Source organism: Moheibacter sediminis (genome assembly GCF_900176425.1).
In the GTDB taxonomy this organism is placed as follows: Bacteria; Bacteroidota; Bacteroidia; order Flavobacteriales; family Weeksellaceae; genus Moheibacter; species Moheibacter sediminis.
In genome coordinates this window covers 299,603-321,920 of sequence record NZ_FWXS01000002.1, presented here as the reverse complement: position 1 = coordinate 321,920, position 22,318 = coordinate 299,603, and the positions used below count along the sequence as shown (strand labels likewise).

The window sequence follows — 22,318 nt, the reverse complement described above, 5'->3', positions numbered from 1 at the left end:
AGCGTTTTCTCTTAAATAATACATGATAAAAAAAATCAGCCTTTCAACATTACTAATGCTTTTGGTGATAGTTGCAAAATCTCAAGCGATAGACTATAGATTTAGCTTTCTTGGTAAATATGATTTTACCATGATAGGTAACACAATGAATGAATTCCCAAATGGCGGAGGAGGTGCTTATTGTGATTTTTTAACTCAGACAAGTGCGACTTTAAATTTATCAGCTGGTCAAAATATTGAAGCTGCATATCTTTACTGGGCAGGTTCTGGTTCACTGACTCAAGCAGATTTAGACATAAAGTTAAACGGTAATACAGTATCTGTAGATAGAACTTTTACGGTTACAATGGGAAGTTCTCCTGCTCGTCCTACTTTTGGTGCTTTTTCAGATGTGACTGCATTAGTTCGAGCTACAGGGAATGGAATTTATACAGTTTCCGATTTTGATTTAAGCGCTGTGATACCTCCTTATTGCTCAACAGGTGGTAATTTTGGTGGTTGGTCAATTTTAATTGTTTATGAGGATGCAACTTTAAGTAATAACTTAGTAAACATCTATGATGGATTTACAAGACTTGACAGAAATGATCCTAATGTGGCTATACAATTAAACAATTTAAATGTTTTACACTTGGTAGGGAACAAGATAGCTTTTTTGTCATGGGAAGGTGATGTAGGGAACAGTCAAGATGAAGAATTAAGAATAAACGGTACTCTTGTAAGTAACCCGCCTTTAAATCCTGCCGATAATGTCTTCAATGGCACTAATAGTTTTACAGGAAGTGATGAACTCTATAATATGGATATGGATTATTTTAATATAAATGATCTCACAAATATTGGAGACAATTCTTTACTGATTGAATTACAAACCGGTGGCAGTTTTTCAACTTTTAGCGATGCCGTAATTCTCAACAATATTGTAGTAGTCTTGAATAGTGAAGTTGCTGATGCTACCATCGAGATACAGCATGCCATAGGTGATTGTGATGATAGAGACATTTCCATTGATTACACAGTTTCCAATTTAATTGCTACAGATATTTTACCAGCCGGAACACCCATTGCCTTTTATGCAGACACAACGCTTGTCGGAACTTCTGCAACTGTAAGCGATATAGCCATTGGTGGAACAGAAACAGGAGGCACAATTACAATTACGATTCCAGATACAATACCCGTTAATTTTGATTTGATAGCCAAAGTAGATGATGATGGCACAGGTAATGGAATAGTCATCGAGTTTAATGAAAATAATAACACGGACCAGCAGCAGATAAGACTTAGATTCACCCCAGTTTTTAACGAACCACAACCATTGGTTTTATGCGATGCAAATGACGATGGTGAAGTTCTGTTTGATTTGGATATCGCCGGACAGCAAATCATCGGTGGACAAAATTTTGTAAATATCCGCTATTATGAATCCATGACTGCTGCACAAAACGGCACACCATTTATCACAACTCCAAACAGTTACCCAAACACCTCTCCCACTCAAACTATCTATGCAAGATTAGATGATGGAACGGGATGTTTCATTATAGATGATTTTACAATTCAGATTACGCCTCCTCAAAATTTAGCATATACAATTCCTGATATGATTTCTTGTATAGACGGACCCAATGAAACAGGAATCATAACAGATTTGACAACTCAAAATAATTTTGTTTTAAATGGCGCAAATCCTACCGATTATACAATATCATATCATCTTTCTGAAGCGGGAGCCAGACAAGGAAACGCAATCATAAATACACCAACAAATTATCCTAACATTCAAAGTCCACAAACAATCTGGGTAAGAATGATTGACAATCAGGGTTGTGTGCAGGTAGGTTCATTCATTTTAGAATACAATTTAAATCCTGTTGTTTCAAATCAAATTTTTGAAAATTGTAGTTTCTCAGAATATACTACTTACAACCTTCCTGACATCAACGATGAAATTGTAGCCAATGTTACCGGGTTAGATTTTTCTTATCATTTAACTCATCTTGAAGCTGAAAATGATGAAAATCCGCTTCCTTTAAATTATAACAATACATCTCCAGATCAAGTAATTTTTGTGAGAGTAGAAACAGCAGATGGGTGTTATTCTATATCTGAAGTGACACTTACTACATTAATTTTACATGAGGAAATTCAAAATTTATTTCAACAATGTGACGATCCGACCAGAATAAATGATGAAAAATCTACGTTCGATTTAACCACTATGAATCCGGATATTACCAATGCTTTGGGTGGCACAAATTTCACAATCACCTACCATACCAGCATTGAAAATGCACAAGTGGGCACCGGAGCTATCCAGAATCCTACTGAATTTATGAATACTTCGAATCCTCAGTCAATTTATGCAAGAGCGACAAGCAGTGATGGTTCATGCGGTGGAACCGCAGAATTTGAAGTAGAAGTATTGCGCGTGCCTGAATTTGAAATGCCGCCTTACATTGCATTTTGTGAAGATGAGGAAAGAATTTATCAATTCGAAGAAAATTTTGTGACATATACCTGGAGAGATGCTGAAGGAAATGTAGTGGGAAATTCTGCTATGGTAGAGTTCCAAAATGAAGGAATGCACACTTTAGAAGTGACAAGCAACGTAAATGCCTGTCCAGCGATTCGTAAAGTCGAAGTTATTTTTGACCATTCAGCAACTATCATGGACATCAAAGTAGATGGGAATACTGTTTCCGTTTTCCCGGCAGGCGGCGAGGCTCCTTACCAATATAGTTACAATAATGGATTGACGTGGCACGACTATTTTATATTAGACAACGTTCCTTCAGGTGTCCACAGCATGCTCGTAAAGACAAAATACGGCTGTATTTCCGAAGCTAAATTATTTGGTGTATTGGGAATTCCAAATCTAATCACGCCAAATGGGGATGGATACAACGATTATTGGGAAATCCGTGCATTGGAAATGTATCCGGATGCAACCATCAAAATATTTGACCGATACGGTAAAATGTTCATGGATAGAAAAATGCAAACAAATTTCAGATGGGATGGTAAGTATTTAGGAAATCCACTTCCATCAGGAAGTTACTGGTACATCATCACCATTGAAGAAGGAAAATCAATTTCAGGACACATCACAATTAGAAACAGGTAAAAAATAAAGCCTACTTTTGCAAAAAAATTCTCATTGGAAAATTTCAGAATGCAAGCCAAAACCTTTTTCGGATTCGAAGAAGTTTTAGCAAATGAACTTAAATCTCTTGGTGCCGCAGATGTGGAAATCAAAAATAGATTGGTTGAATTTTACGGCGATCAAGGCTTTTTGTACAAAGCCAATTACAGCTTACTAACAGCCTTAAGAATCATCAAGCCAATCTTTTCATTTTCAGCCAAAACTGAACATCAATTGTATGATAAGTTTAGAAATTTCCATTGGGAAAATTACATAGACATTGACCAAACTTTTATCATCGATTCGACTGTTCATTCTGATTATTTTACGCATTCGCATTATGCAGCATTGAAAGTTAAAGATGCTTTGGTCGATCGTTTTCAGGAGAAATTGGGCAAACGACCGAGTGTTGACAAAGACAATCCGGACATTTGGTTTAATCTGCACATCAGCCACGACAAAGTAACGCTTTCGCTGGACAGCAGCGGAGAATCTCTTCACCGAAGAGGATATAAAGTGGAATCAGGTCCCGCACCCATCAACGAAGTTTTAGCAGCTGGATTATTGAAGCTTGCCGGGTGGGACGGAAAAGGAAATTTCCTCGATCCTATGTGCGGTTCAGGAACGATTTTGACAGAAGCGGCTTTGATTGCTGCAAACATTCCGCCTCAAATCCACCGCAGACATTTTGCTTTCAAAAATTGGAAAGATTATGACAAAGATCTTTTTGATAAAATCAAAGAAATGCGATTGAACAAAGTACGTGAATTCAACGGTAAAATTATAGGTTACGACATCAATTCAACGATGTTGGGAATTGCTGAAAGAAACATTACCAATGCGGATTTGGAAGATTTTATCGAAGTGAAATACCAAGATTTTTTCAAGTCTGAAAAAGATTTGTTTCCGGTTTTGGTTTTGTTTAATCCGCCTTACAACGAAAGAATTGAAAGCGACAATGAAGTCCTTTACAAATCCATCGGCGATACTTTGAAAAATAACTACCCAAATACTTTAGCTTGGTTCATCACTTCCGATTTGTCAGCCAAAAAATACGTAGGACTGAAACCTTCTAAAAAGCTCAAAATATTCAATGGAAAACTCGAATGTGATTTCCTCAGATATGATATTTACGAAGGAAGCAAAAAAGCGGCTAAGAATTAGAATTTCTATTCTTGTACAAATAAATGAAACTAAAAATAATTCCAATAAAACCGCCGGTATGTGAAAATCCATGCATATGCATACCAGCAGAATAGTTTTTATAATTAATTACATCAATTGGAATATGATTTGGGAAAACTGAATTATCCCAAAAAACATATCCAAACAAAAGTCCAGTTAATCCGATGACAATAGTTGTTATTAAATGAATTTGAATCGCTCTGATAACTATTTTAAACTTTGGTTTTAGTAGTAAAGTTGCTACAAAATAAAGTGTGGAAATTAGAAAAGCAATGAATAATATCGCCCATATTCCTATTATAGAAGCTGATAATCTAGGGGTATCAGTTCCATATTCTACAAATCCAAATCGAATAAAAAATAGTTCAGTGAAAATTTCAGGAGAAATTGCATATGTGAATTGGTTATGAATTACAGCATAGATTAATATAAGAATAAACACAATAAAACTAAACAGTAGAGATTTAAAGAATTTTTTCATAATTATTTCTCCAAAACCCGATAAACCGGATACTGTCTGTATGCCGGTTCAAACCACGGCGAATTTTTGAAAACGAATTCCAATTGAGCATCCGCATCTTTTGCAAATTCCGGATCAGATTTTCTTTGGTCTTCTAATTTTTTTCTTACTTCAGGATTTGATTTTAAAAAATCTGCTGCAATATCTTCAAAAACATAGGCGGAAAATCCTTCTTTTTGCGAGAGAATCCCATCGAAAAAATTCCAGGCAAAATAAGAATCCTGTGCCTGTGGTTCCAAAGTTTCAATCAAAAATCGATTCGCCGTCTGGTTCATCGGAATGTACCAATCTCCTTTTCTAAATGTTTTATTTTTAGTTGACTTTGAAATTTTCACATTTGAATTGATATGATGCGATTCGTAAGCGTGTTTGCTTGACTCGTAACTTTCGATAGTATAAACTTCGACTTCAATGTCAGTATCATTTTCCAATTGATTCATTTTCACCTGATTTAATTGAAGCAATTCAATCACTTCCGACCAAGCTTGCGGAATGATGTAAGCTTTTGGTTTTTGGATAAATGTTTCAGGTTCGTAATAATTATACAACGGAATCATTTTTTCAAAAGGTTTGGATTGATCATAATACAAACGTGGCAAACCCGAAACTTCGCTCGTTTTATGTCCCGCTTCGTAACCTTTCAGCAAATATTCCTGATATTTTGATTTGTCCAGCATCCAGGAAATTGGAAATTCTTTTGAATGAATGTTTTTCTTGTTGGTCTCTTCTCTTAATTCTTTAATTTTTTCACTGTTTTTTGAAGTGAATTCGATGAGAGAAAGCATCAGTTCATAAGTCGAATCAACTCTTTGATGATAAGGTTTGAGCATGTGCGTCTCCGGCACGAAACTAAACGTGTTCCAAAGTGTTCCGTAACCGCTGCTGAAGCGGGGAGAATCCATAGAATCAATCCAACCGTTATCAGGCGTTTCGCCACCCCAAACATTTACATAAGGAATTAAATCATATCCTTTTGATTGCATGGATTTGTAAATAGCAGGTTCGAAGACTTTGTTCAGATATTCACCCATTTCTCCTCCCAATCTACAATATTGAGCCGTCAAAAAAGTCATTACATGCTGATAATCTGCGCCATTGCTCACATGATTATCTACCAAAACATCCGGATTTACTTCATGAAAAATTTCCGCAAATGAACGCGCATTTTTAGAATCAGATTTGATAAAATCCCGATTCAAATCTAAATTTTGTCCATTGGCTCTTGAACCAAACTCATCCGGTCCGTTTTGATCCACACGAAAATTCGCGCTTCTGTTCAACATCCCGCCAATATTATAAACAGGAATGATGGCCAAAACGATGTTGTCCGGCAATTTGATTTTATTTTCTGTAATGTCTCGCGCCAGCATCATGCTTGCATCAATTCCATCAGGTTCTCCCGGATGAATTCCGTTGTTGATAAGGATGACGCGTTTGTTATTTTTCCGAGCGGAGTCAAAACTTTCATTTTCTAAATTGCCTATAATAACCAAATGAAGCGGAAATCCCGCATCGGTCATTCCCCTCTCTTCCATTTTTATTTTGGATGAAAATTTATCTAAATTTTCCCAGAAATCGATTGTTTCAAAATAGGTTGAAGTTTCTTTTGCATTGGAAATTTCGTATCGGGTTTTCATATTTTGTGCTTTTAAAAATGATGCGCAAAAAATTATTATGAGTAAATAATTTGAATTCATTTTAGAAATTATTTCACTGCAGTTACTTTGTATCCTTCTTTTCGAAGCAAATTAATCACGCCTTTTTCTCCCGCCAAATGAGCCGCTCCCACCGCAATGAAAATTGGTTTTTCTTTGATTGATTTTTCGATAATAGGAATCCAGGCAACATTTCTATTATCTAAAAAATCATCCAGATTTCCCTGCGGATATTTCGGATCTTCAAAAGTCGCTTTGGTCATATCATACAAATCCTGCACATCTTCAGATTTGTATGTAGTAATCAATTTTTTCATTTCAGATTTGACTTCACCAAAATTATTGACAATGTATTCTATTGCTTTTTTGGATTCCTCATCAGATTGCGAAAGCAATGTCTGAATCTGTAATTCAACTGATTCTAATCCATGAATTTCTTTATTATTTGCTTTGGCTTCCTGCACAAATAACATATCGTAACCTAAATCCATTTCACAATCCAATCCAAACATTCCAATCTGCATCGAAAGTGTAGGAAGATTTAAGTTATTGACCATCTGCAAAGTCATGGGAGAATTTTTTCTGAGAATCGTATCTACTTTTGCCGACAATTCTTTTCCTAATTTTTCTGAAACCGTTTTCCCATCCTGAGAAAGAGAAGCCTGCATCATTTTCATCATCAGCGAAGGATCATCCATGTCTAATTCTAGTAAAACACTTTGGGTTTTGTTAAAAGCATTTTGGATTCTAGAAGTCATTTCCACATCGCCTGCACACATTATGTGCATCGTTCCGAATATGTAGGAATTTTGCTTGAGTCCGTTTCCGCTGATTTCCCAAAGAAGGGATTTTTCATTGATTTGGGCAAAAATAATTTGAGATAAAATTAAAAACGTTAACGTGAAAATGTTTTTCATATTTAAATTTAAGAAATGAATTTTTGTTTGAGTTCAGGGGTTGGAAGCCAACAGGATTCTTTTTTACCAAACCAATTGTAGCGATTTTTAGAAATGAATTTATAAATTAAATTTCGGATAAATTTTGGAGTCCAAAGCAGATATTTTGAAATTTTATAAATTCCTTTCAGCTCCTTCCCTATTCTCAATGCTGCATCTGATTGCGTGTAAAATTTATCCCCATCAATTAAAATCATAGAATTAAATTCTTCATGATTAAAATTATTTTTCTTCAGAAATTCTTGTCCGAAATCCGATTGAAGCGAAGCAAATTGAAAGATGTTTTTATCATCGTTTTCTATTACTTTCTGGATGCTTGAATTACACAGATTACAAACGCCGTCAAACAATATGATTTTATGGGAATTCATAGTGTAAAGTTAATCATTATGAATTTGAAATGGAAACTTAGATTTATAAAGATTGGTTATAAAACGATTGCCCAATTAAAATTTTGCATTGTATTTGTAATTAAATTTACATTAATCTAAAAATTAAAATTATGAAACCGAAATTATTATATGAGTTTTCTGTGGGGGAAAATCATGCAATTAACATAAAGAGAGAATTTGCTGCAAGCTTGGACAAAGTATGGGGGGCCTGGACAAAAGCTGAATTTTTGGATAAATGGTGGGCTCCAAAGCCTTATCGTGTTGAAACGAAAACGATGGATTTCAGAGAAGGCGGCAAATGGTTGTATGCGATGGTAAGTCCGGAAGGTGAAAAACATTGGTGTAATTTCAATTATTCAGGCGTTGCTGATAGTGTAAGTTTCCGTGGCGAGGAAGTTTTTTGTGATGAGGATGGAAACGAAAGAAATGATCTTCCGAAAACAACTTGGGTCAATATATTTAATGAGGAGGCAGGAATCACAACAGCTTCTATCACACTCGAATTCAAAAGTGAAGAAGATTTAAAAGCGATTATCGATATGGGATTCAAAGAAGGATTTGAAATGTGCCTGGACCAACTGGATGAATTGCTGGAAGAGCTAAAATAATCTAATTCTCACTAATTGCTTTCCTGTACGCAATACCCCAATTGGCAATTTCCTCGATGATGGGTTCAAGGGTTTTACCGAAATCTGTGATTTCATATTCGACTGTTACAGGTTTGGTATTGAGAACGGTACGGCTGATGAGATGGTTCATCTCCATGTCCTGCAATTCTTTGGAAAGCATTTTTGCGCCGATGCCTTCTACTTCACGCAATAAATCCATGAACCGCATTCTTTCTCCCCTTATCAATGTACCGAGAATATGAAACTTCCACTTGCCGGAAAGTACCTGCATGGCATCTGTAATGGCGATGATACGGCTTCTGCACTCGGGTGAATTGTTGAGAACGGCTTCTTTTTTCATTTGAATTAATTTTCAGGACAAAATTACTCCTTAAAGTTATAAAATATATGGTTAGTTTCCTCAAGGAAACTAGTTTCTAAAAGGAAATCAATAGCTATTGTAAACTCAATAGACTTTAGATTTGTACCCATAATTAGAAATATAATTTTTATAAAAATGAAAAAAGTAATGATTTTGGCTTTTGCAGCCGGCAGTTTTATGATCTCTTGTAAAGACTCAAACAGTGACCAATCAATAACCCAGGCCGAACAAGAAGTAGCTGCAGAAACAGGGGTAACTTATACACTTGACCAAGAAAACAGTTCTCTGAAATGGAAAGCTTACCACAAAGGAGGTTTGGATCCGAGATTTGGAACTGTGAAAAGTACGGGAACTATCTCTGCGGAAAATGGTACTGTAACCGGCGGTTCTTTCGTTATTGACATAAATTCTTTAACCACCGATCCTGCAGCTGTAGATGCAGCAAAGAGTGGTGGAAAAACTTCAGCGGATTTGGATGCGCATTTGAAAAATGCTGATTTCTTTGAAGTTGACAAATATCCTACTGCGAAATTTGAAATTACAAAAGTTGCGGCATTTGATACAAGTAAAGATAAAAGTAACATTGCAGATGCGAATTTTATGGTTAGCGGTAATTTGACTTTGAAAGATAAAACTGTGAATGTAACTTTCCCTGCAAAAATAACTGTATCAGAAATGGAAGTTGTTTTGTCGTCAAATTTCACAATCAACAGACAAGATTGGGGATTGACTTACGGAGCTGAAGGTGACGTGAAAGACTGGGGGATTTCTCAGGAAGTTGACATCGAACTGAATGTGAAAGCTAAGAAATAATGATATTTAGATTAGTTTTTTTATAGTGTTTAAATTTCAAAAAACATTATTAGGAAATTAAGGAAACTGATTTAAAATCTGAAATATAATTAAAAGAGGTGCATTTTTGTACCTCTTTTTTGTTTTGGATTAAATTATAATATTGAATAAAAACATTTAATTTTACTCTCAAGAAAATGACATCATGAGCAAATTAAAATCTTTATCGGCAAAAGAACAGAAAGAATTATTGGGAAAACTCAAAAACCGTTTTGAGAAAAACATGAATCGTCATAAAGATTTGAAATGGGATGATGTTCAGAAGCGACTGGAATCAAATCCTGAAAAGATTTACGTTTTAGATGAAATGGAATTAACCGAAGGAGAACCTGATGTTGTTGGATTTGATAAAAAATCGGGAGAAATTAACTTTTACGATTGTGCTCCAGAAAGTCCAAAAGGACGCAGAAGTTATTGCTACGACCGTGCTGCTTTGGATGCGAGAAAGGCGCATAAACCTGCAAATTCAGCCGTTGATGCTGCCAATGAAATGGGCATTGAAATTTTAACAGAAGAGGAATACAGAACTTTGCAGGAATTAGGTGATTTTGACTTGAAAACATCGAGCTGGATAAAAACACCGGAAGACATCAGAAAAAAAGGTGGTGCTATCTTTTGTGACAAACGCTATGGCAGGACATTTATGTATCATAATGGCGCAGATTCTTATTATGCGGCAAGAGGTTTTCGTGGTAAACTAATTGTTTAAATATTTTTAATTTTGAAGAAATTTTCACAGCCACAGGGATGTCCAAATTAAAATCTTACAGAGAAAAATTAAATCTTACTCAGGAAGAATTAACTGAGCTGTCGGGTATTTCTGTAAGGACAATTCAGCGCATCGAAGCCGGAACAGAACCCAAAGGTCAAACGCTGAAAATCTTAGCAAAAGCTTTAGGAGTCGAAGAAAAAGAATTGTTGAATCAGGAAGAAACTTCTCTTATTGCCGAAGTTGAAACTCCTGAAATCAATTATTCGTTACTAAAAATTATCAATCTCTCCTCTCTCCCATTCACAGTTTTTCCACCGGCAAATATCATCGTTCCGTTGATTTTAATGTTCGTATTGAAACAATTTAATCCGCTTACAAAACAATTGGTTACAGTTCAGCTTTTATGGATAATAAGTTCGGTTATTTTATTCATGCTATGTGCATTGATCAAGAATTGGTTTTCGCTTGGAAATCCTTTTACAATGATAGTAATGGTCATTTTGGTAATTATAAATGTGTTTATTATTCTAAGAAACACAGCTGAAATCGACAGAAAGAAAAAATTATATTTCAAACTGAATTTCAGTATTATATAAACCCTGTCGGGCAATTGGCGGGTCATTGTCAGGCAAATTTTTAGGTTAAAATTTTTGCAAGGATAATATTTGTCGGAAAATTACTGAAATGACAAAACGAATTTTATTGAGCTTAGTTTTCATAAGTTTAACCCTCAATTTAAACGCACAAATCGCAACTGATTCTCCCCTGTTTCTTGAATTGAAAAAAGAAGACAGTTTATTTTTTGAAAGAGGATTTAATCAATGCGACATCAAATACATGGAAAGTAGAGTTTCCGCTGATTTGAAATTTTACCACGACGTCGGAGGATTTCAGGATAGAAAAGTTTTTCTGGAAAGAACCAAAAACAACATTTGCGGAAATTCAATTCAAAAACCCGTCAGGAAATTACAGCCGGAAACACTTGAAGTTTTTGCACTTTACAATGATGGCGTTTTGTACGGAGCAATCCAATCCGGAATTCATCATTTTTACATCCGAGAAAAAGGAAAAGAAGATGTTTACGGCGGAACAGCAAAGTTTACTTCGGTTTGGACCAAAGAAAATAATATCTGGAAATTGACCGATATCCTGAGTTACGATCATCAGGAAGTAAAAGCAGAAAATCAAACATTAAATAAATTTGATAAAATCATTCAGGAAAGCAATGTTCCTGCGATGGGAATCGGCATTATAGAAAACGGAAAATTGACAAAAGTTGATGTATACGGAACTTTGGATAAACAAAATACGGCGCCTTACAATACGATTTTCAAAGTAGCTTCATTAACCAAACCTATTTTTGCCATGACTGTTTTGAAATTGATTGACGAAGGTTTAATCGGATTGGATGAGCCTTTACATAAGTATTGGATTGACCCACATGTAAAATCAAATAATTGGCATAAAAAACTAACGCCAAGAATTATTCTTTCGCACCAAAGCGGTTTTCCGAACTGGCGTTATCTGAATGAATCTAACAAACTCGAATTTCAATTTGAGCCTGGAACGAAATATCAATATTCAGGCGAAGGTTTTGAATATCTTCGAAAAGCAGTCGAAAACAAATTAGGAAAAACAATCGAAGAATTGGCTCAAGAATATTTGTTTAAATCTGCAAAAATGACCAATACAAGATTTTGGTGGGATGAAAAAATGGATGAATCACTCTATGCTAAAAACTTTGATGAAAAAGGAAATTTAATTCCGACTGAAAAATATTACGAAGCGAATTCAGCCGCCAATCTTTTGACAACGATTGAAGATTATGGAAGTTTCATGACTTATGTGATGAATGGTGCGGGAATTTCTGAAGAATTATTTCAGGAAATGCAGACAAAACAATCAACTGTGAAAGATGGTGAATATTTTGGATTGGGATGGGAAATCCTGGTTGGATTTAGTAATGATGAATACGCTCTGTTTCATACAGGAAGAGATCCGGGGGTGAATACGCTCGCTATCATGTTTCCAAAAACAAAAAACGGATATTTAATTTTTATGAATGGTGACAATGCTATGAAAAATTATGACCAAATCTTAAATGAATTATATCTGGGAAATGAGCTGTGGGAAAAAAAGTGATCACCTGCTCAAAATCTTTTTGGTCACAAATTCATCAAAGAAAAAATCCCTGTAAATATTTGCTATGGGGATTTCATTTTCCCTGATGTAAACTGTATTCAGTGTAAATATATTGACTGTAGCAACTAAAAATTGCAGTAATAATTATAATCAATAAAACAAATAAACTATATTTTTAATATTCGTTTTTTAGGAAATAAGAAATACACATTCCGCTAAAGAAGTAGACAAGAATGTTGAAAAATTTCGCAATAGAGCCTATAGACCTCTATCAAGAAATATAGAGGATACTTTAAATGTTTTAAAATTTATTAACCCTAACATATAATTAATAAATTTCTGAAATAATTTATAATTCTTTTTTTCTTCTGTCATAAATGGATTTTTCGACCGGATTGATTTTGAAAATTCGGATGATGAATCCCATCAAAATGGCATACAATGCGCCTCCAAGTACAAATCCCATGTATTGTTCATAAATAAACCCGACAGTTACAGTAATGATGAATCCAATGGAATAATAATGAAAAGGTTTTAACTTCATTTTATTTTGCGTTAAACGAAATTCGAGTTTCGTTGTTATTAATTAGCGTAAGTCCTGCTTACTTTCTGTATTCCTTCAACCAATTTCAATTCTTCAAGAATTTTATCAAGTTGAGATTTATTTTTGACCGAAACAGAGATTTTCCCGTCAAAGATACCATCTTCTTCAGAAATATTGATACTTCTTATATGAACTGACAGATTTGAAGATATGATTTTGGTTACGTCATTTACCAATCCGATTCGGTCAAGTCCGTGAATGTTGAGAATCGCACGGTACAATTGTGATGAAGAATCGATCCACTTTGCTTTGATAATTCTATATGCTTGATTTGCCTGTAAAGAAACCGCATTTGGACAATCTTTTTTATGCACACGAATTCCTTTTGCAACGGTCACAAAACCAAATACTTTATCGCCCGCAATTGGATTGCAGCAGGATGCTAAATCGTAATCAAGTTTTTCTTCGTCAGGTCCAAAAACCAAAGAATCCAGTTTTTGTCTTTCCGGCTCTTCTGTAACGACTGATTTCGTTCCCATCTTTGGGCGGAAACGGTTTATAAATCCTGTAATTCCCGATTTTCCTTCGGCAAATTTGCGTAAGCTTTTGTTGTCGATTTCTCCCGTTGCAACCTTATAAAAAACATCTTGACTATTTTTCGTCTTAAAGAAAAGCTGTAAATCAGTAGTTATTTTTTCATTGAAATCTATTTTCAAATGTCTAAGTTTGCGTATCAAAATTTCTTTCCCTTCTTCTGAAGTTGCCCTTTTTGCCGCATTCAGCGAAGCTTTAACCTTGGAACGCGCCTTACTTGTGACCACAAATTCCAGCCAGTCAGGTTTTGGTTTTTGGTGAGAAGAAGTGATTATTTCAACCTGATCTCCACTTTGCAATTCATGGCTGAGCGGATATAATTTTCCGTTTACTTTTGCTCCTAAACAAGTATCTCCAATGTTACTGTGAATCGCATACGCAAAATCAAGCGAAGATGCGCCGCGTGGAAGCGAATACAAATCACCTTTGGGCGTAAAAACGTAAATTTCTTTGGCGTATAAATTAAATTTGAAATTGTCTATGAACTCAGTTGCATCCTGGGTTTCATGATTTTCCAGCATATCACGCACCTGATTGATCCATTCATCGACTTTGGAATCTTCAACTTTGTAATTTTCTTTGTATTTGTAGTGAGCCGCAACGCCATGTTCAGCCAATTCATCCATGCGTTCTGAACGCACCTGAACTTCCACCCAACGTGCCATCGGTCCCATAACCGTAATGTGAAGCGATTCATATCCGGTCGATTTTGGCTGGGATATCCAGTCGCGAAGCCTTTTTGGATTGGGGCGAAAAATATCAGTTACAATGGAATAAATCTTCCATGCAATAAACTTTTCATTTTTCTTATCAGATTTGTAAATGATTCTAATTGCAAATCGATCATAAATTTCTTCAAAACCAACATTTTGAGCCAACATTTTTCTATGAATGGAAAAAACAGACTTCGAACGGCCTTTGATGTCAAAATGCAAACCTTCGTCTTCTAGTCTTTCTTTAATTGTGTTCGTAAAATCCTCGATGTATTTTTCACGTTCTTCTTTGGTTTCCTGAAGTTTGCGTTCAATACTGCTGTAATCATCTGGTTTTGTATATTTTAAGCTCAAATCTTCCAATTCAGATTTGATGTTGTACAGCCCCATTCTGTGCGCCAAAGGTGCATAAATGAAAATGGTTTCTGATGCGATTTTGAGCTGTTTGTCTTCATGCATTGATTCCAGTGTACGCATATTGTGCAGACGGTCAGCGATTTTGATCAAAATCACACGTACATCTTCGGAAAGTGTCAGCAATAATTTTTTATAATTCTCAGATTGAATCGAAACATCTTGTTTATTAAGTATTGAAATTTTGGTCAGACCATCTATAATTCTGGCAATTTTGGGTCCGAATAATTCTTCAATGTTTTCAAGCGTATAGTCAGTATCTTCAACGACATCGTGCATCAGTGCAGCAGCAATGCTGGTCGCACCCAAGCCGATCTCATCAGCAACAATTTTTGCCACTTCAATCGGATGAAATATATAAGGTTCTCCCGTTTTTCTTCTTTGGTCTTTGTGGGCATCTGAAGCCAGGTCAAATGCCTTTCTTATAAGTTTTTTATCTTCTTTATTCAGGGTTTGGTAGGTATGCTTCAACATATCCTTGTATCGTCTGGAAATTTCCAGATTCTCTTTCTCGAGCGCGTCTAAAATCTTCTCTTCTGCCATAGGTATAAAGTTAGTTATTTTGCCGGGAAATTACAATATGTCTTTTATCAAAACAGGAGGACGCCCAATCACAGCTTTATTTTCATTCATCACGATTGGTCGTTCTATAAGTTTAGGATTATCGGCCATTGCCTTGACGATTTTTTTGTCAGTCAATTTTTTATCCTTAAAATTCTGTTTCCAAATTTCTTCATTTTTTCGAACTAAATCAATCGGATTTATATTTAATTTTTTTATTAATTCATTCAGCTCATTTTCAGAAACATGCGTTTTCATGTAATCAATTATTTCAAACTCTTTTCCTGATTCTTCAAGAATGGAAAGTCCTTCCCTGCTCTTGCTGCATCTGGGATTATGATAGATTTTGATCATTGTATTTTCTTTTTCACTAAATTTATACAAATAATTTTCAAATGAAGAATTTACTTTACATAATAATTTGTTGTCAATTATTTTCAAATTGCACCACAAAAATACCTCCCGTAAAAGAAGAAAACACGCTTTCTTTTGAGAAAAATGATGAGGATGAATATGACATCATCGTTTTAGATCCACAATATGAAACTTACCTTGTGAGCATTGCGCGACCAATGAATTTCTATTCTGAGAGTTATTATAAAAACCGAAATCAGATTTATGTAAATGAGTGGAATTTAAGACATTCACAACCCTTTAATTATGATCCTGATTTTTATGCACTGAGAATTGATTATGAATCCAATAAAGATTACGGAATCAATTTAGAATATAAACTTTATAATTTCTTTGAATTCATCAAATGGAAATACAAAGTTGATTTATACTTTGGGAGATAAGCATTATCTTTGCATTTATGTTCAATAACGACCTTTTAAAGGATTTAAGTCAGAGAATCAAAGACTTACACTCCTATTTACAGATAGAAAATAAATTAATTGAAGTAGCTAACGAAGAAGAACGTGTGGCTTCGCCTGATTTTTGGGACAATCCAAAACAAGCGGAAATTTTCATGAAAGAACTTCGTTCTAAAAAGAAATGGGTTGAAGCTTATAATGATATTTCAAACGGATTCAATGACTTAGAAGTTTTAGTTGAATTCAATAAAGAAGGTGAAGCTTCTGATGAAGACACTCATGCTCAATACCAATCCACTTTGAAATTACTCGAAGACATAGAGTTCAAAAATATGCTTTCCGAAGAAGGCGATAATTTGAGTGCCGTGCTTCAAATTACAGCCGGAGCTGGTGGAACGGAAAGTTGTGATTGGGCAAGTATGCTGATGCGTATGTACCTGATGTGGGCTGAAAAAAGCGGTTATAAAGTAAAAGAACTCAACTTTCAAGCAGGCGATGTAGCCGGAGTAAAAACAGTTACACTAGAAATCGAAGGTGAATTTGCTTTCGGTTATCTCAAGGGAGAAAACGGCGTTCACCGTTTGGTGAGAATTTCTCCGTTTGACAGCAATGCCAAGCGCCACACGAGTTTTGTATCTGTTTATGTTTATCCTTTGGTAGATGATTCAATAGAAATTGACATCAATCCGAGCGATGTAGAATTGCATACTTCGCGTTCCGGAGGTGCGGGTGGACAAAATGTAAACAAGGTTGAAACCAAAGTTCAGTTAACCCACAAACCAACGGGAATTGTAGTTGTTTGTCAGGTCGAACGTTCGCAGTTGGCTAACAGAGAATTGGCGATGCAGATGTTGAAATCTGAATTGTATAAAATCGAGCTCGAAAAGAAAATGGCCGCCAGAAGTGAAATAGAGGCCAACAAAATGAAAATCGAATGGGGTTCGCAAATCCGCAATTACGTGATGCATCCTTATCAATTAATCAAAGATGTAAGAACAGGAATAGAAACAAGTGATGTTCAATCTGTTATGAATGGCGATTTAGATGAATTTTTGAAAGCATTTTTAATGCTTATGGGACAGAAACAAGAAGATTAAATCCAATGAAAAATTTAACTTCCCTTCTTTTTTTTAGCTTTTATTCAATAATTTTATCCCAGGAAATTCCAAAGTCAGGAAAAGATTTAAAAGATTTTGTTCCTATAAATTGGAGAATTATTGAACAAGTCGAAGGAGATTTAAATAAAGATAAAAAATCAGATATTGTTTTGATTATTGAGGATACAAATCCTGACAATCTTTTTCAAAATGAAAATTTAGGAAGTTCGATTATCAATACAAATCCACGCTATTTGTTGGTTTTATTTAAAACTGAGAAAGGTTATGATTTAAAAGAACTGAACAAAACATTCGTCCCAACCGAAGGAGACATGGAATCTACTTGCTTAGCCGACCCTATAATGGATGGTGGTATTGAAATTAAAAACGGATCATTGGTTTTGTCACTTAATTATTGGATGAGCTGCGGTTCTTGGTACGCAAGTACAAATGCATATACATTTCGTTTTCAAAAGAATGAATTTGAATTAATTGGTTTTGATTCTCAGGAATTTCACAGAGCTTCAGGCGAAATGAATTCCACAAGTATAAATTTTTCTACTAAAAAAATGAGCATCACTTCAGGCGGAAATATGTTTGGCGAAGACAGCGAAGGAAATGAAGTCAAGTCAGAAGAAAAAGTAGAATGGAAATCATTCAAAATAGATAAACTGAAAAATTTAAAAGATCTCAAAGCTCCTTTGGAATGGGAATTTATGGGTAATTTTATTTAAAACTATAAAATGAAAATCGTAATCGGCGGTGCGGGAGAAGTTGGATTCCATTTGGCTAAATGGTTGTCCAAAGAAATGTTGGATGTGGTTGTAATCGACACTGACAAAGAGAAATTGCACAACATTGAAAGTAATCTCGATGTGATGGTTCACCGTGGAGACATCACTTCTTTTGATGCTTTGCGCGCCATCAAAGCGGATGAAGCCGACATTTTCATTACGGTCACACAACTTCAAAATACCAATTTGACAAGTGCGTTGATTGCCAAAAAAATGGGAGCAAAAAGAACCATTGCAAGAATCACCAATCCTGAATTTTTACGAAGAGAAAATGCCGTTCCGGTTCAAAGGATTGGTATTGATGTATTAATCAGCCCTGAACAATTGGCGGCGTTGGAAATTCATCAATTAGTAGAAGAATCTGCGTTTAATACAACCCACGCCTTTGCCAATGGCGAACTAAAACTTTTCGGAACTGTTTTAGATAAGGATTGTAAAGTACTTGGAAAACAAGTTCGTGACGTAATTGATGTTACAAAACAAACGCCTCATTTCATGCCGATTGCAATCATTCGTAATAATGAACGAGGCATTCATGAAACGATTATCCCACGCGGAGATACGATTTATCAATTGAATGACCAGGTTTATTTCATCGCGTTGAAACATGCTACAGCAGAGATTTACAACCTTTTAGGAAAAAAACAAGAATTTTATAAAAACGTAATTGTGTTGGGCGGCGGAAGCATTGGTAAAAAAACTGTAACGCTTCTCAAAGAATCAAAACATAATGTAAAATTAATTGAAAAAGATAGAAACAAAGCTTTTGATTTGGCTGATGAATTGAGTAACGTTTTGATTATCAATGGAGACGGTCGTGACGGAGATCTTTTAGAAGAAGAAGGAATTGGAAATTCAGACGCATTTATTGCGGTTACCGGAAGTTCTGAAGCCAACATCATGTCATGCTTGGTTGCAAAATCCAAAGGTGTCAAAAAAACCATTGCTTTGGTGGAAAATATGGATTATATCCATCTGAGTCAAGAGGTTGGAATCAGCGCATTCATCAATAAAAAATTATTGGCAGCAGACAGCATTTTCCGTTACATCAGAAAAGGTGATGTGGTTGATGTTACCGGACTTTCTGATGTAGATGCTGAAGTTTTGGAATTTAAAGTGGATGAATCTTCGCCAATTGTAAACAAAACTTTAAAAGAAATAAAACTTCCCAAAGAATCAATCGTTGGAGGAATTGTAAGAAAAAATGAAGGGTTTATCCCAACCGGTGACTTCAAAATCATGAGTGGCGACCGCGTTGTAGTATTTGTTCAGCCTTCTGCCATTTCCAAAATTGGAAAATACTTTCAATGAGAACGATAAATTTCAAAATCATATTTAACCTCATTGGCATGCTGATGCTCATCAATGCGCTGTTTATGCTTTTATGCGTTCCGGTTGCTTTGTATTACGGAGAAGAAATTTATAAATCTATGGCATTTTCCAGCTTCATCACCGCCGGATTGGGTGCTGCAGCTTATTTCGGAACTAAAAATGCACATAAAAAAGTCAACAGAAGAGACGGTTATTTGATTGTTAGTGCAGGCTGGGTTTGTTTGATTTCATCAGGTTCACTCCCCTATTTTCTTTCGATTCCTTATTTATCAGAGCAAATATTTCAGGCAAATGATTTCAGTATTACCAACATTTTTTTTGAAACAATCGGAGGTTATACGACAACCGGCGCAACTATTTTTAACGATGTGGAAATATTGCCAAAAGGGCTTTTATTTTGGCGAAGTTTGACGCAATGGATTGGTGGGATGGGAATTATAGTTCTCACGATTGCTATTTTACCACTTTTAGGAATCGGTGGAATGCAACTTTTTGTGGTGGAAGCACCCGTAATTTCTGCAGATAAAATTCATCCGAGAATTACAGATACAGCAAAACGTTTGTGGTTTGTTTATGTAATTTTAACTGTGGTTCAGGCTACACTTTTATTTTTCTCGGGAATGGGATTGTTTGATGCATTGAATCATGCGCTTACAACCTTATCCTCAGGAGGTTATTCTACCAAAAATGTAAGTACATCTTATTGGAATTCTAATCCGATGATTCAGTACATTATGATTATCTTTATGTTTTTATCAGGTGTAAATTTTGTTTTGAATCACTTTTTACTAAAAGCAGATTTCAAAAAAATTATAAAAAATGAAGAATTCAGGTGGTATTTAGGAACAATTTCTTTGGTAACAGTTATAGTTGCATTCATCGTTTTTCAATTCGCTCAGCCTTTTCACAATAGCATTCCCTATGCAGAATTATCAGCTGACGGAAGCCATTATACATTTGAAGAGTCATTGCGATCTTCTTTGTTTCAAGTCGTTTCAGTAATTACGTCAACCGGATTTACATCAGCAGATTACACACAATGGACGCCATTTATATCGATGATATTTTTTGCATTGTTATTTGTAGGTGGTTCCGCAGGTTCTACATCAGGTGGTGTAAAAATAATAAGACACGTTATCTTATTGAAAAACAGCTGGATGGAACTAAAAAGATTAATTCATCCAAATGCTATTTTACCGGTTCGTTACAACAAGAAAAGCATTTCTCAAAACATTGTATATAACATACTTGCGTTTTTTGTGATGTACATGTTCATATGGATTTCGAGTTCGGTTATTTTAGCTTTGATCAATGAAGGATTATATCCCGGTTATGAAGAATTCATTTCAGCCATGAGTCTTTCTGCTGGTTCATTGGGAAATATTGGAACCGGTCTGGGTAACTATGGACCAACCGATACGATGGCTGATTTGACACCTGTTGCCAAATGGTTTTGTGCGTTTCTGATGATTCTTGGACGTTTGGAGATTTTTGCAATTTTGATTTTATTCACACCATTTCTCTGGAGAAATAATTAAATAAAATGATTAAAAAATTAAATAAATATATTGATTTTCTTCAAAGAATTTCCAGCCAAAACAAAATTATTGCTGAACTAAAATCTCACAATAATTCCACTTTAAATACGATTTTAGATACCATTTTTCAGGTAAAAAATTCTAAATTCTCAAATGAAGATTTAAAAATTTTTAATGAGATTGAATCTTATAGAAATAATTTAAGTCAAAGCACACAAGTTATTACATATGAAATATTTGGAAGTGATTCAACTGCTAAAGTTAAATTCATCAGCAAACAAGCTGCTTCACCAGAAATCTGGGCAAAATTTCATTATGCTTTGGCGAAAAATCTCAAAGCAAAAAACTACTTAGAGATTGGAACGAATTTAGGCGTTTCATGTTCGTACATCATTTCTGCATTAAAAGAAAATGATGATTTTAATTTCGTGACGATGGAAGGTATTCAGGCTTTGTGTGAAATTTCTCAAAAGCAATTTTCAACCCTTACTGACGAGAAAAATTTCAAAATTATACAAGGTTTGTACGAAAATACTTTTCCTCAGGTTTTGGATTTACCGTTTGATTTTGATGTGATTTTCATCGATGGAAACCATCAGAAAAGCCCGACTTTGCACTATTTCGAATCATTAAAATCTAAAATAAATTCTCCGGCTGTGGTTGTATTTGATGACATCAATTGGAGCGAAGAAATGAAGGAAGTTTGGGCAATCATCAAAAATGACTCAATAGTCAATTATGCAATTGATTTATATAAATTGGGAATTGTGTTGATTGATAAAAATGATATAAATAAAAACATCAGTAAAAACTTATTTCTGACGATGCAATAAAAAAGAAAATCCTGAGTGACAAAAGCCAAACAGGATTTTCCGTTTTTGGAACCGTTGTGTAAAACTTTCTAATTCTGTAAGGAATCTTCCGCGATACAAACCTTAAACCATTAATAATGAAATGAAGGTTGCTCCAAAAACTGAGAAAATACTTGAAAATAGTTTAATCTAATTAAACAATGCTTTTAAAACTTCTGATTTTCTTATCGAAAATCTTTTGATTTCAAATACCTTAGTAATCTGAAACGTAGAAGTCGGCAATCTATTTAAAATTAAATATTTAAAAATGATTTCCTCTTTTTGTTCAAACTAAATCTATCATTTAGGATGAAACCTAATTTGATTAACATTATATTTTGAACTATGTAAAAGAACGTGAGTTCTATCAAAATGAGATTTTAAATCCTTTAAATTTATTCTTCCTTAAATGATACATTCAATTCAGAAATTCATTTTGATATTTCAAAGTTAACTTAAGATTAAATTTTATGCAAATAAAAACCAAGGTACTTATTTACAATAAATTAACCTTGG

General features: G+C 34.8%; 21 protein-coding genes. 13 read left to right on the top strand and 8 right to left on the bottom strand.

All coding sequences use genetic code 11. The features are described 5' to 3' along the window. Positions 1 to 22: 22 nt before the first annotated feature. Both B8977_RS04430 and B8977_RS04425 read left to right on the top strand, forming a co-directional pair. Complete coding sequence (locus tag B8977_RS04430; RefSeq protein WP_084016470.1) at positions 23 to 3,127, top strand: T9SS type B sorting domain-containing protein; 3,105 nt, start codon at positions 23 to 25, stop codon at positions 3,125 to 3,127. 48 nt (positions 3,128 to 3,175) lie between these two features. Next, entirely contained in the window at positions 3,176 to 4,309 is a 1,134-nt protein-coding gene (locus tag B8977_RS04425; RefSeq protein WP_084016469.1) for a THUMP domain-containing class I SAM-dependent RNA methyltransferase, read from the top strand. Here the strand turns inward: B8977_RS04425 and B8977_RS04420 are convergent. From B8977_RS04420 to B8977_RS04405, 4 genes are all read right to left on the bottom strand, one after another. Further along, positions 4,299 to 4,811 carry a hypothetical protein gene (locus tag B8977_RS04420; protein ID WP_084016468.1) on the bottom strand — a complete coding sequence of 171 codons (513 nt, stop codon included), beginning with the start codon at positions 4,809 to 4,811 and terminating at the stop codon, positions 4,299 to 4,301. The two genes, B8977_RS04425 and B8977_RS04420, sit on opposite strands and share 11 nt — an antisense overlap. Before the next feature lie 2 nt (positions 4,812 to 4,813). Continuing rightward, complete coding sequence (locus tag B8977_RS04415) at positions 4,814 to 6,487, bottom strand: M14 family metallopeptidase (RefSeq protein ID WP_221405776.1); 1,674 nt, start codon at positions 6,485 to 6,487, stop codon at positions 4,814 to 4,816. A gap of 68 nt (positions 6,488 to 6,555) precedes the next feature. After that, positions 6,556 to 7,422, bottom strand: coding sequence for a TraB/GumN family protein (locus B8977_RS04410; RefSeq protein ID WP_084016466.1), 867 nt, complete (start codon positions 7,420 to 7,422; stop codon positions 6,556 to 6,558). Positions 7,423 to 7,430: 8 nt separating this feature from the next. After that, complete coding sequence (locus B8977_RS04405; protein WP_084016465.1) at positions 7,431 to 7,832, bottom strand: thiol-disulfide oxidoreductase DCC family protein; 402 nt, start codon at positions 7,830 to 7,832, stop codon at positions 7,431 to 7,433. A gap of 131 nt (positions 7,833 to 7,963) precedes the next feature. Here B8977_RS04405 and B8977_RS04400 point away from each other — a divergent pair, with 131 nt between their 5' ends. Continuing rightward, positions 7,964 to 8,461 carry an SRPBCC family protein gene (locus tag B8977_RS04400; protein ID WP_084016464.1) on the top strand — a complete coding sequence of 166 codons (498 nt, stop codon included), beginning with the start codon at positions 7,964 to 7,966 and terminating at the stop codon, positions 8,459 to 8,461. Between the two features lies 1 nt (position 8,462). Here the strand turns inward: B8977_RS04400 and B8977_RS04395 are convergent, their stop codons facing one another. After that, entirely contained in the window at positions 8,463 to 8,822 is a 360-nt protein-coding gene (locus B8977_RS04395; RefSeq protein ID WP_084016463.1) for a winged helix-turn-helix transcriptional regulator, read from the bottom strand. Between the two features lie 156 nt (positions 8,823 to 8,978). On the opposite strand from B8977_RS04395, the gene B8977_RS04390 reads away from it, so the two are divergent. From B8977_RS04390 to B8977_RS04375, 4 genes are all read left to right on the top strand, one after another. Then, positions 8,979 to 9,656 (top strand): YceI family protein, encoded by a 678-nt coding sequence (locus B8977_RS04390; protein ID WP_084016462.1) that lies wholly within the window; start codon positions 8,979 to 8,981, stop codon positions 9,654 to 9,656. A gap of 184 nt (positions 9,657 to 9,840) precedes the next feature. Beyond that, complete coding sequence (locus tag B8977_RS04385; RefSeq protein ID WP_084016461.1) at positions 9,841 to 10,404, top strand: DUF4256 domain-containing protein; 564 nt, start codon at positions 9,841 to 9,843, stop codon at positions 10,402 to 10,404. 38 nt (positions 10,405 to 10,442) lie between these two features. Continuing rightward, a complete protein-coding gene (locus B8977_RS04380; protein ID WP_084016460.1) occupies positions 10,443 to 11,003 on the top strand; it encodes a helix-turn-helix domain-containing protein in 561 nt (186 codons plus the stop codon). 88 nt (positions 11,004 to 11,091) lie between these two features. Further along, positions 11,092 to 12,549, top strand: a complete 1,458-nt coding sequence (locus B8977_RS04375; protein ID WP_084016459.1) for a serine hydrolase domain-containing protein — start codon at positions 11,092 to 11,094, stop codon at positions 12,547 to 12,549. 349 nt (positions 12,550 to 12,898) lie between these two features. On the opposite strand, the gene B8977_RS04370 is transcribed toward B8977_RS04375, so the two are convergent. From B8977_RS04370 to arsC, 3 genes are read right to left on the bottom strand one after another with little or no spacing between them, the layout of a single operon-like run. After that, positions 12,899 to 13,093 (bottom strand): hypothetical protein, encoded by a 195-nt coding sequence (locus B8977_RS04370; RefSeq protein ID WP_084016458.1) that lies wholly within the window; start codon positions 13,091 to 13,093, stop codon positions 12,899 to 12,901. A 38-nt stretch (positions 13,094 to 13,131) separates the two neighbouring features. After that, the gene (locus B8977_RS04365; RefSeq protein WP_084016457.1) at positions 13,132 to 15,357 is read right to left on the bottom strand and encodes a RelA/SpoT family protein; all 2,226 of its coding nucleotides are present in this window, start codon (positions 15,355 to 15,357) and stop codon (positions 13,132 to 13,134) included. A 30-nt stretch (positions 15,358 to 15,387) separates the two neighbouring features. Beyond that, entirely contained in the window at positions 15,388 to 15,729 is a 342-nt protein-coding gene (arsC, locus tag B8977_RS04360) for an arsenate reductase (glutaredoxin) (RefSeq protein WP_084016456.1), read from the bottom strand. A gap of 41 nt (positions 15,730 to 15,770) precedes the next feature. On the opposite strand from arsC, the gene B8977_RS04355 reads away from it, so the two are divergent. The 6 genes from B8977_RS04355 to B8977_RS04330 are packed head-to-tail and all read left to right on the top strand — an operon-like array spanning position 15,771 to position 21,784. Beyond that, the gene (locus tag B8977_RS04355; RefSeq protein WP_084016455.1) at positions 15,771 to 16,172 is read left to right on the top strand and encodes a DUF6146 family protein; all 402 of its coding nucleotides are present in this window, start codon (positions 15,771 to 15,773) and stop codon (positions 16,170 to 16,172) included. A gap of 17 nt (positions 16,173 to 16,189) precedes the next feature. After that, complete coding sequence (prfB, locus tag B8977_RS04350) at positions 16,190 to 17,287, top strand: peptide chain release factor 2 (protein ID WP_084016454.1); 1,098 nt, start codon at positions 16,190 to 16,192, stop codon at positions 17,285 to 17,287. Positions 17,288 to 17,292: 5 nt separating this feature from the next. Beyond that, positions 17,293 to 18,021 carry a hypothetical protein gene (locus tag B8977_RS04345; RefSeq protein WP_084016453.1) on the top strand — a complete coding sequence of 243 codons (729 nt, stop codon included), beginning with the start codon at positions 17,293 to 17,295 and terminating at the stop codon, positions 18,019 to 18,021. A gap of 9 nt (positions 18,022 to 18,030) precedes the next feature. After that, the gene (gene trkA, locus B8977_RS04340; RefSeq protein WP_084016452.1) at positions 18,031 to 19,392 is read left to right on the top strand and encodes a Trk system potassium transporter TrkA; all 1,362 of its coding nucleotides are present in this window, start codon (positions 18,031 to 18,033) and stop codon (positions 19,390 to 19,392) included. Beyond that, positions 19,389 to 20,951, top strand: a complete 1,563-nt coding sequence (locus B8977_RS04335; RefSeq protein ID WP_084016451.1) for a TrkH family potassium uptake protein — start codon at positions 19,389 to 19,391, stop codon at positions 20,949 to 20,951. The genes trkA and B8977_RS04335 overlap by 4 nt, the downstream gene beginning before the upstream one ends. A gap of 5 nt (positions 20,952 to 20,956) precedes the next feature. Next, positions 20,957 to 21,784: an O-methyltransferase gene (locus tag B8977_RS04330; RefSeq protein WP_084016450.1), complete on the top strand. Its 828-nt coding sequence runs from the start codon at positions 20,957 to 20,959 to the stop codon at positions 21,782 to 21,784. Positions 21,785 to 22,318: the final 534 nt, after the last annotated feature.

Excerpts from the sequence above, each read along its gene's own strand:
- trkA (WP_084016452.1), top strand. The coding sequence starts at position 18,031 with ATGAAAATCGTAATCGGCGGTGCGGGAGAAGTTGGATTCCATTTGGCT.
- B8977_RS04405 (WP_084016465.1), bottom strand. The coding sequence starts at position 7,832 with ATGAATTCCCATAAAATCATATTGTTTGACGGCGTTTGTAATCTGTGT.
- B8977_RS04420 (WP_084016468.1), bottom strand. The coding sequence starts at position 4,811 with ATGAAAAAATTCTTTAAATCTCTACTGTTTAGTTTTATTGTGTTTATT.
- B8977_RS04330 (WP_084016450.1), top strand. The coding sequence starts at position 20,957 with ATGATTAAAAAATTAAATAAATATATTGATTTTCTTCAAAGAATTTCC.
- B8977_RS04375 (WP_084016459.1), top strand. The coding sequence starts at position 11,092 with ATGACAAAACGAATTTTATTGAGCTTAGTTTTCATAAGTTTAACCCTC.
- B8977_RS04400 (WP_084016464.1), top strand. The coding sequence starts at position 7,964 with ATGAAACCGAAATTATTATATGAGTTTTCTGTGGGGGAAAATCATGCA.
- B8977_RS04425 (WP_084016469.1), top strand. The coding sequence starts at position 3,176 with ATGCAAGCCAAAACCTTTTTCGGATTCGAAGAAGTTTTAGCAAATGAA.
- B8977_RS04370 (WP_084016458.1), bottom strand. The coding sequence starts at position 13,093 with ATGAAGTTAAAACCTTTTCATTATTATTCCATTGGATTCATCATTACT.
- B8977_RS04345 (WP_084016453.1), top strand. The coding sequence starts at position 17,293 with ATGAAAAATTTAACTTCCCTTCTTTTTTTTAGCTTTTATTCAATAATT.
- B8977_RS04365 (WP_084016457.1), bottom strand. The coding sequence starts at position 15,357 with ATGGCAGAAGAGAAGATTTTAGACGCGCTCGAGAAAGAGAATCTGGAA.
- arsC (WP_084016456.1), bottom strand. The coding sequence starts at position 15,729 with ATGATCAAAATCTATCATAATCCCAGATGCAGCAAGAGCAGGGAAGGA.
- B8977_RS04390 (WP_084016462.1), top strand. The coding sequence starts at position 8,979 with ATGAAAAAAGTAATGATTTTGGCTTTTGCAGCCGGCAGTTTTATGATC.
- B8977_RS04385 (WP_084016461.1), top strand. The coding sequence starts at position 9,841 with ATGAGCAAATTAAAATCTTTATCGGCAAAAGAACAGAAAGAATTATTG.
- B8977_RS04430 (WP_084016470.1), top strand. The coding sequence starts at position 23 with ATGATAAAAAAAATCAGCCTTTCAACATTACTAATGCTTTTGGTGATA.
- B8977_RS04395 (WP_084016463.1), bottom strand. The coding sequence starts at position 8,822 with ATGAAAAAAGAAGCCGTTCTCAACAATTCACCCGAGTGCAGAAGCCGT.
- B8977_RS04355 (WP_084016455.1), top strand. The coding sequence starts at position 15,771 with ATGAAGAATTTACTTTACATAATAATTTGTTGTCAATTATTTTCAAAT.
- B8977_RS04380 (WP_084016460.1), top strand. The coding sequence starts at position 10,443 with ATGTCCAAATTAAAATCTTACAGAGAAAAATTAAATCTTACTCAGGAA.
- B8977_RS04415 (WP_221405776.1), bottom strand. The coding sequence starts at position 6,487 with ATGAAAACCCGATACGAAATTTCCAATGCAAAAGAAACTTCAACCTAT.
- B8977_RS04410 (WP_084016466.1), bottom strand. The coding sequence starts at position 7,422 with ATGAAAAACATTTTCACGTTAACGTTTTTAATTTTATCTCAAATTATT.
- B8977_RS04335 (WP_084016451.1), top strand. The coding sequence starts at position 19,389 with ATGAGAACGATAAATTTCAAAATCATATTTAACCTCATTGGCATGCTG.
- prfB (WP_084016454.1), top strand. The coding sequence starts at position 16,190 with ATGTTCAATAACGACCTTTTAAAGGATTTAAGTCAGAGAATCAAAGAC.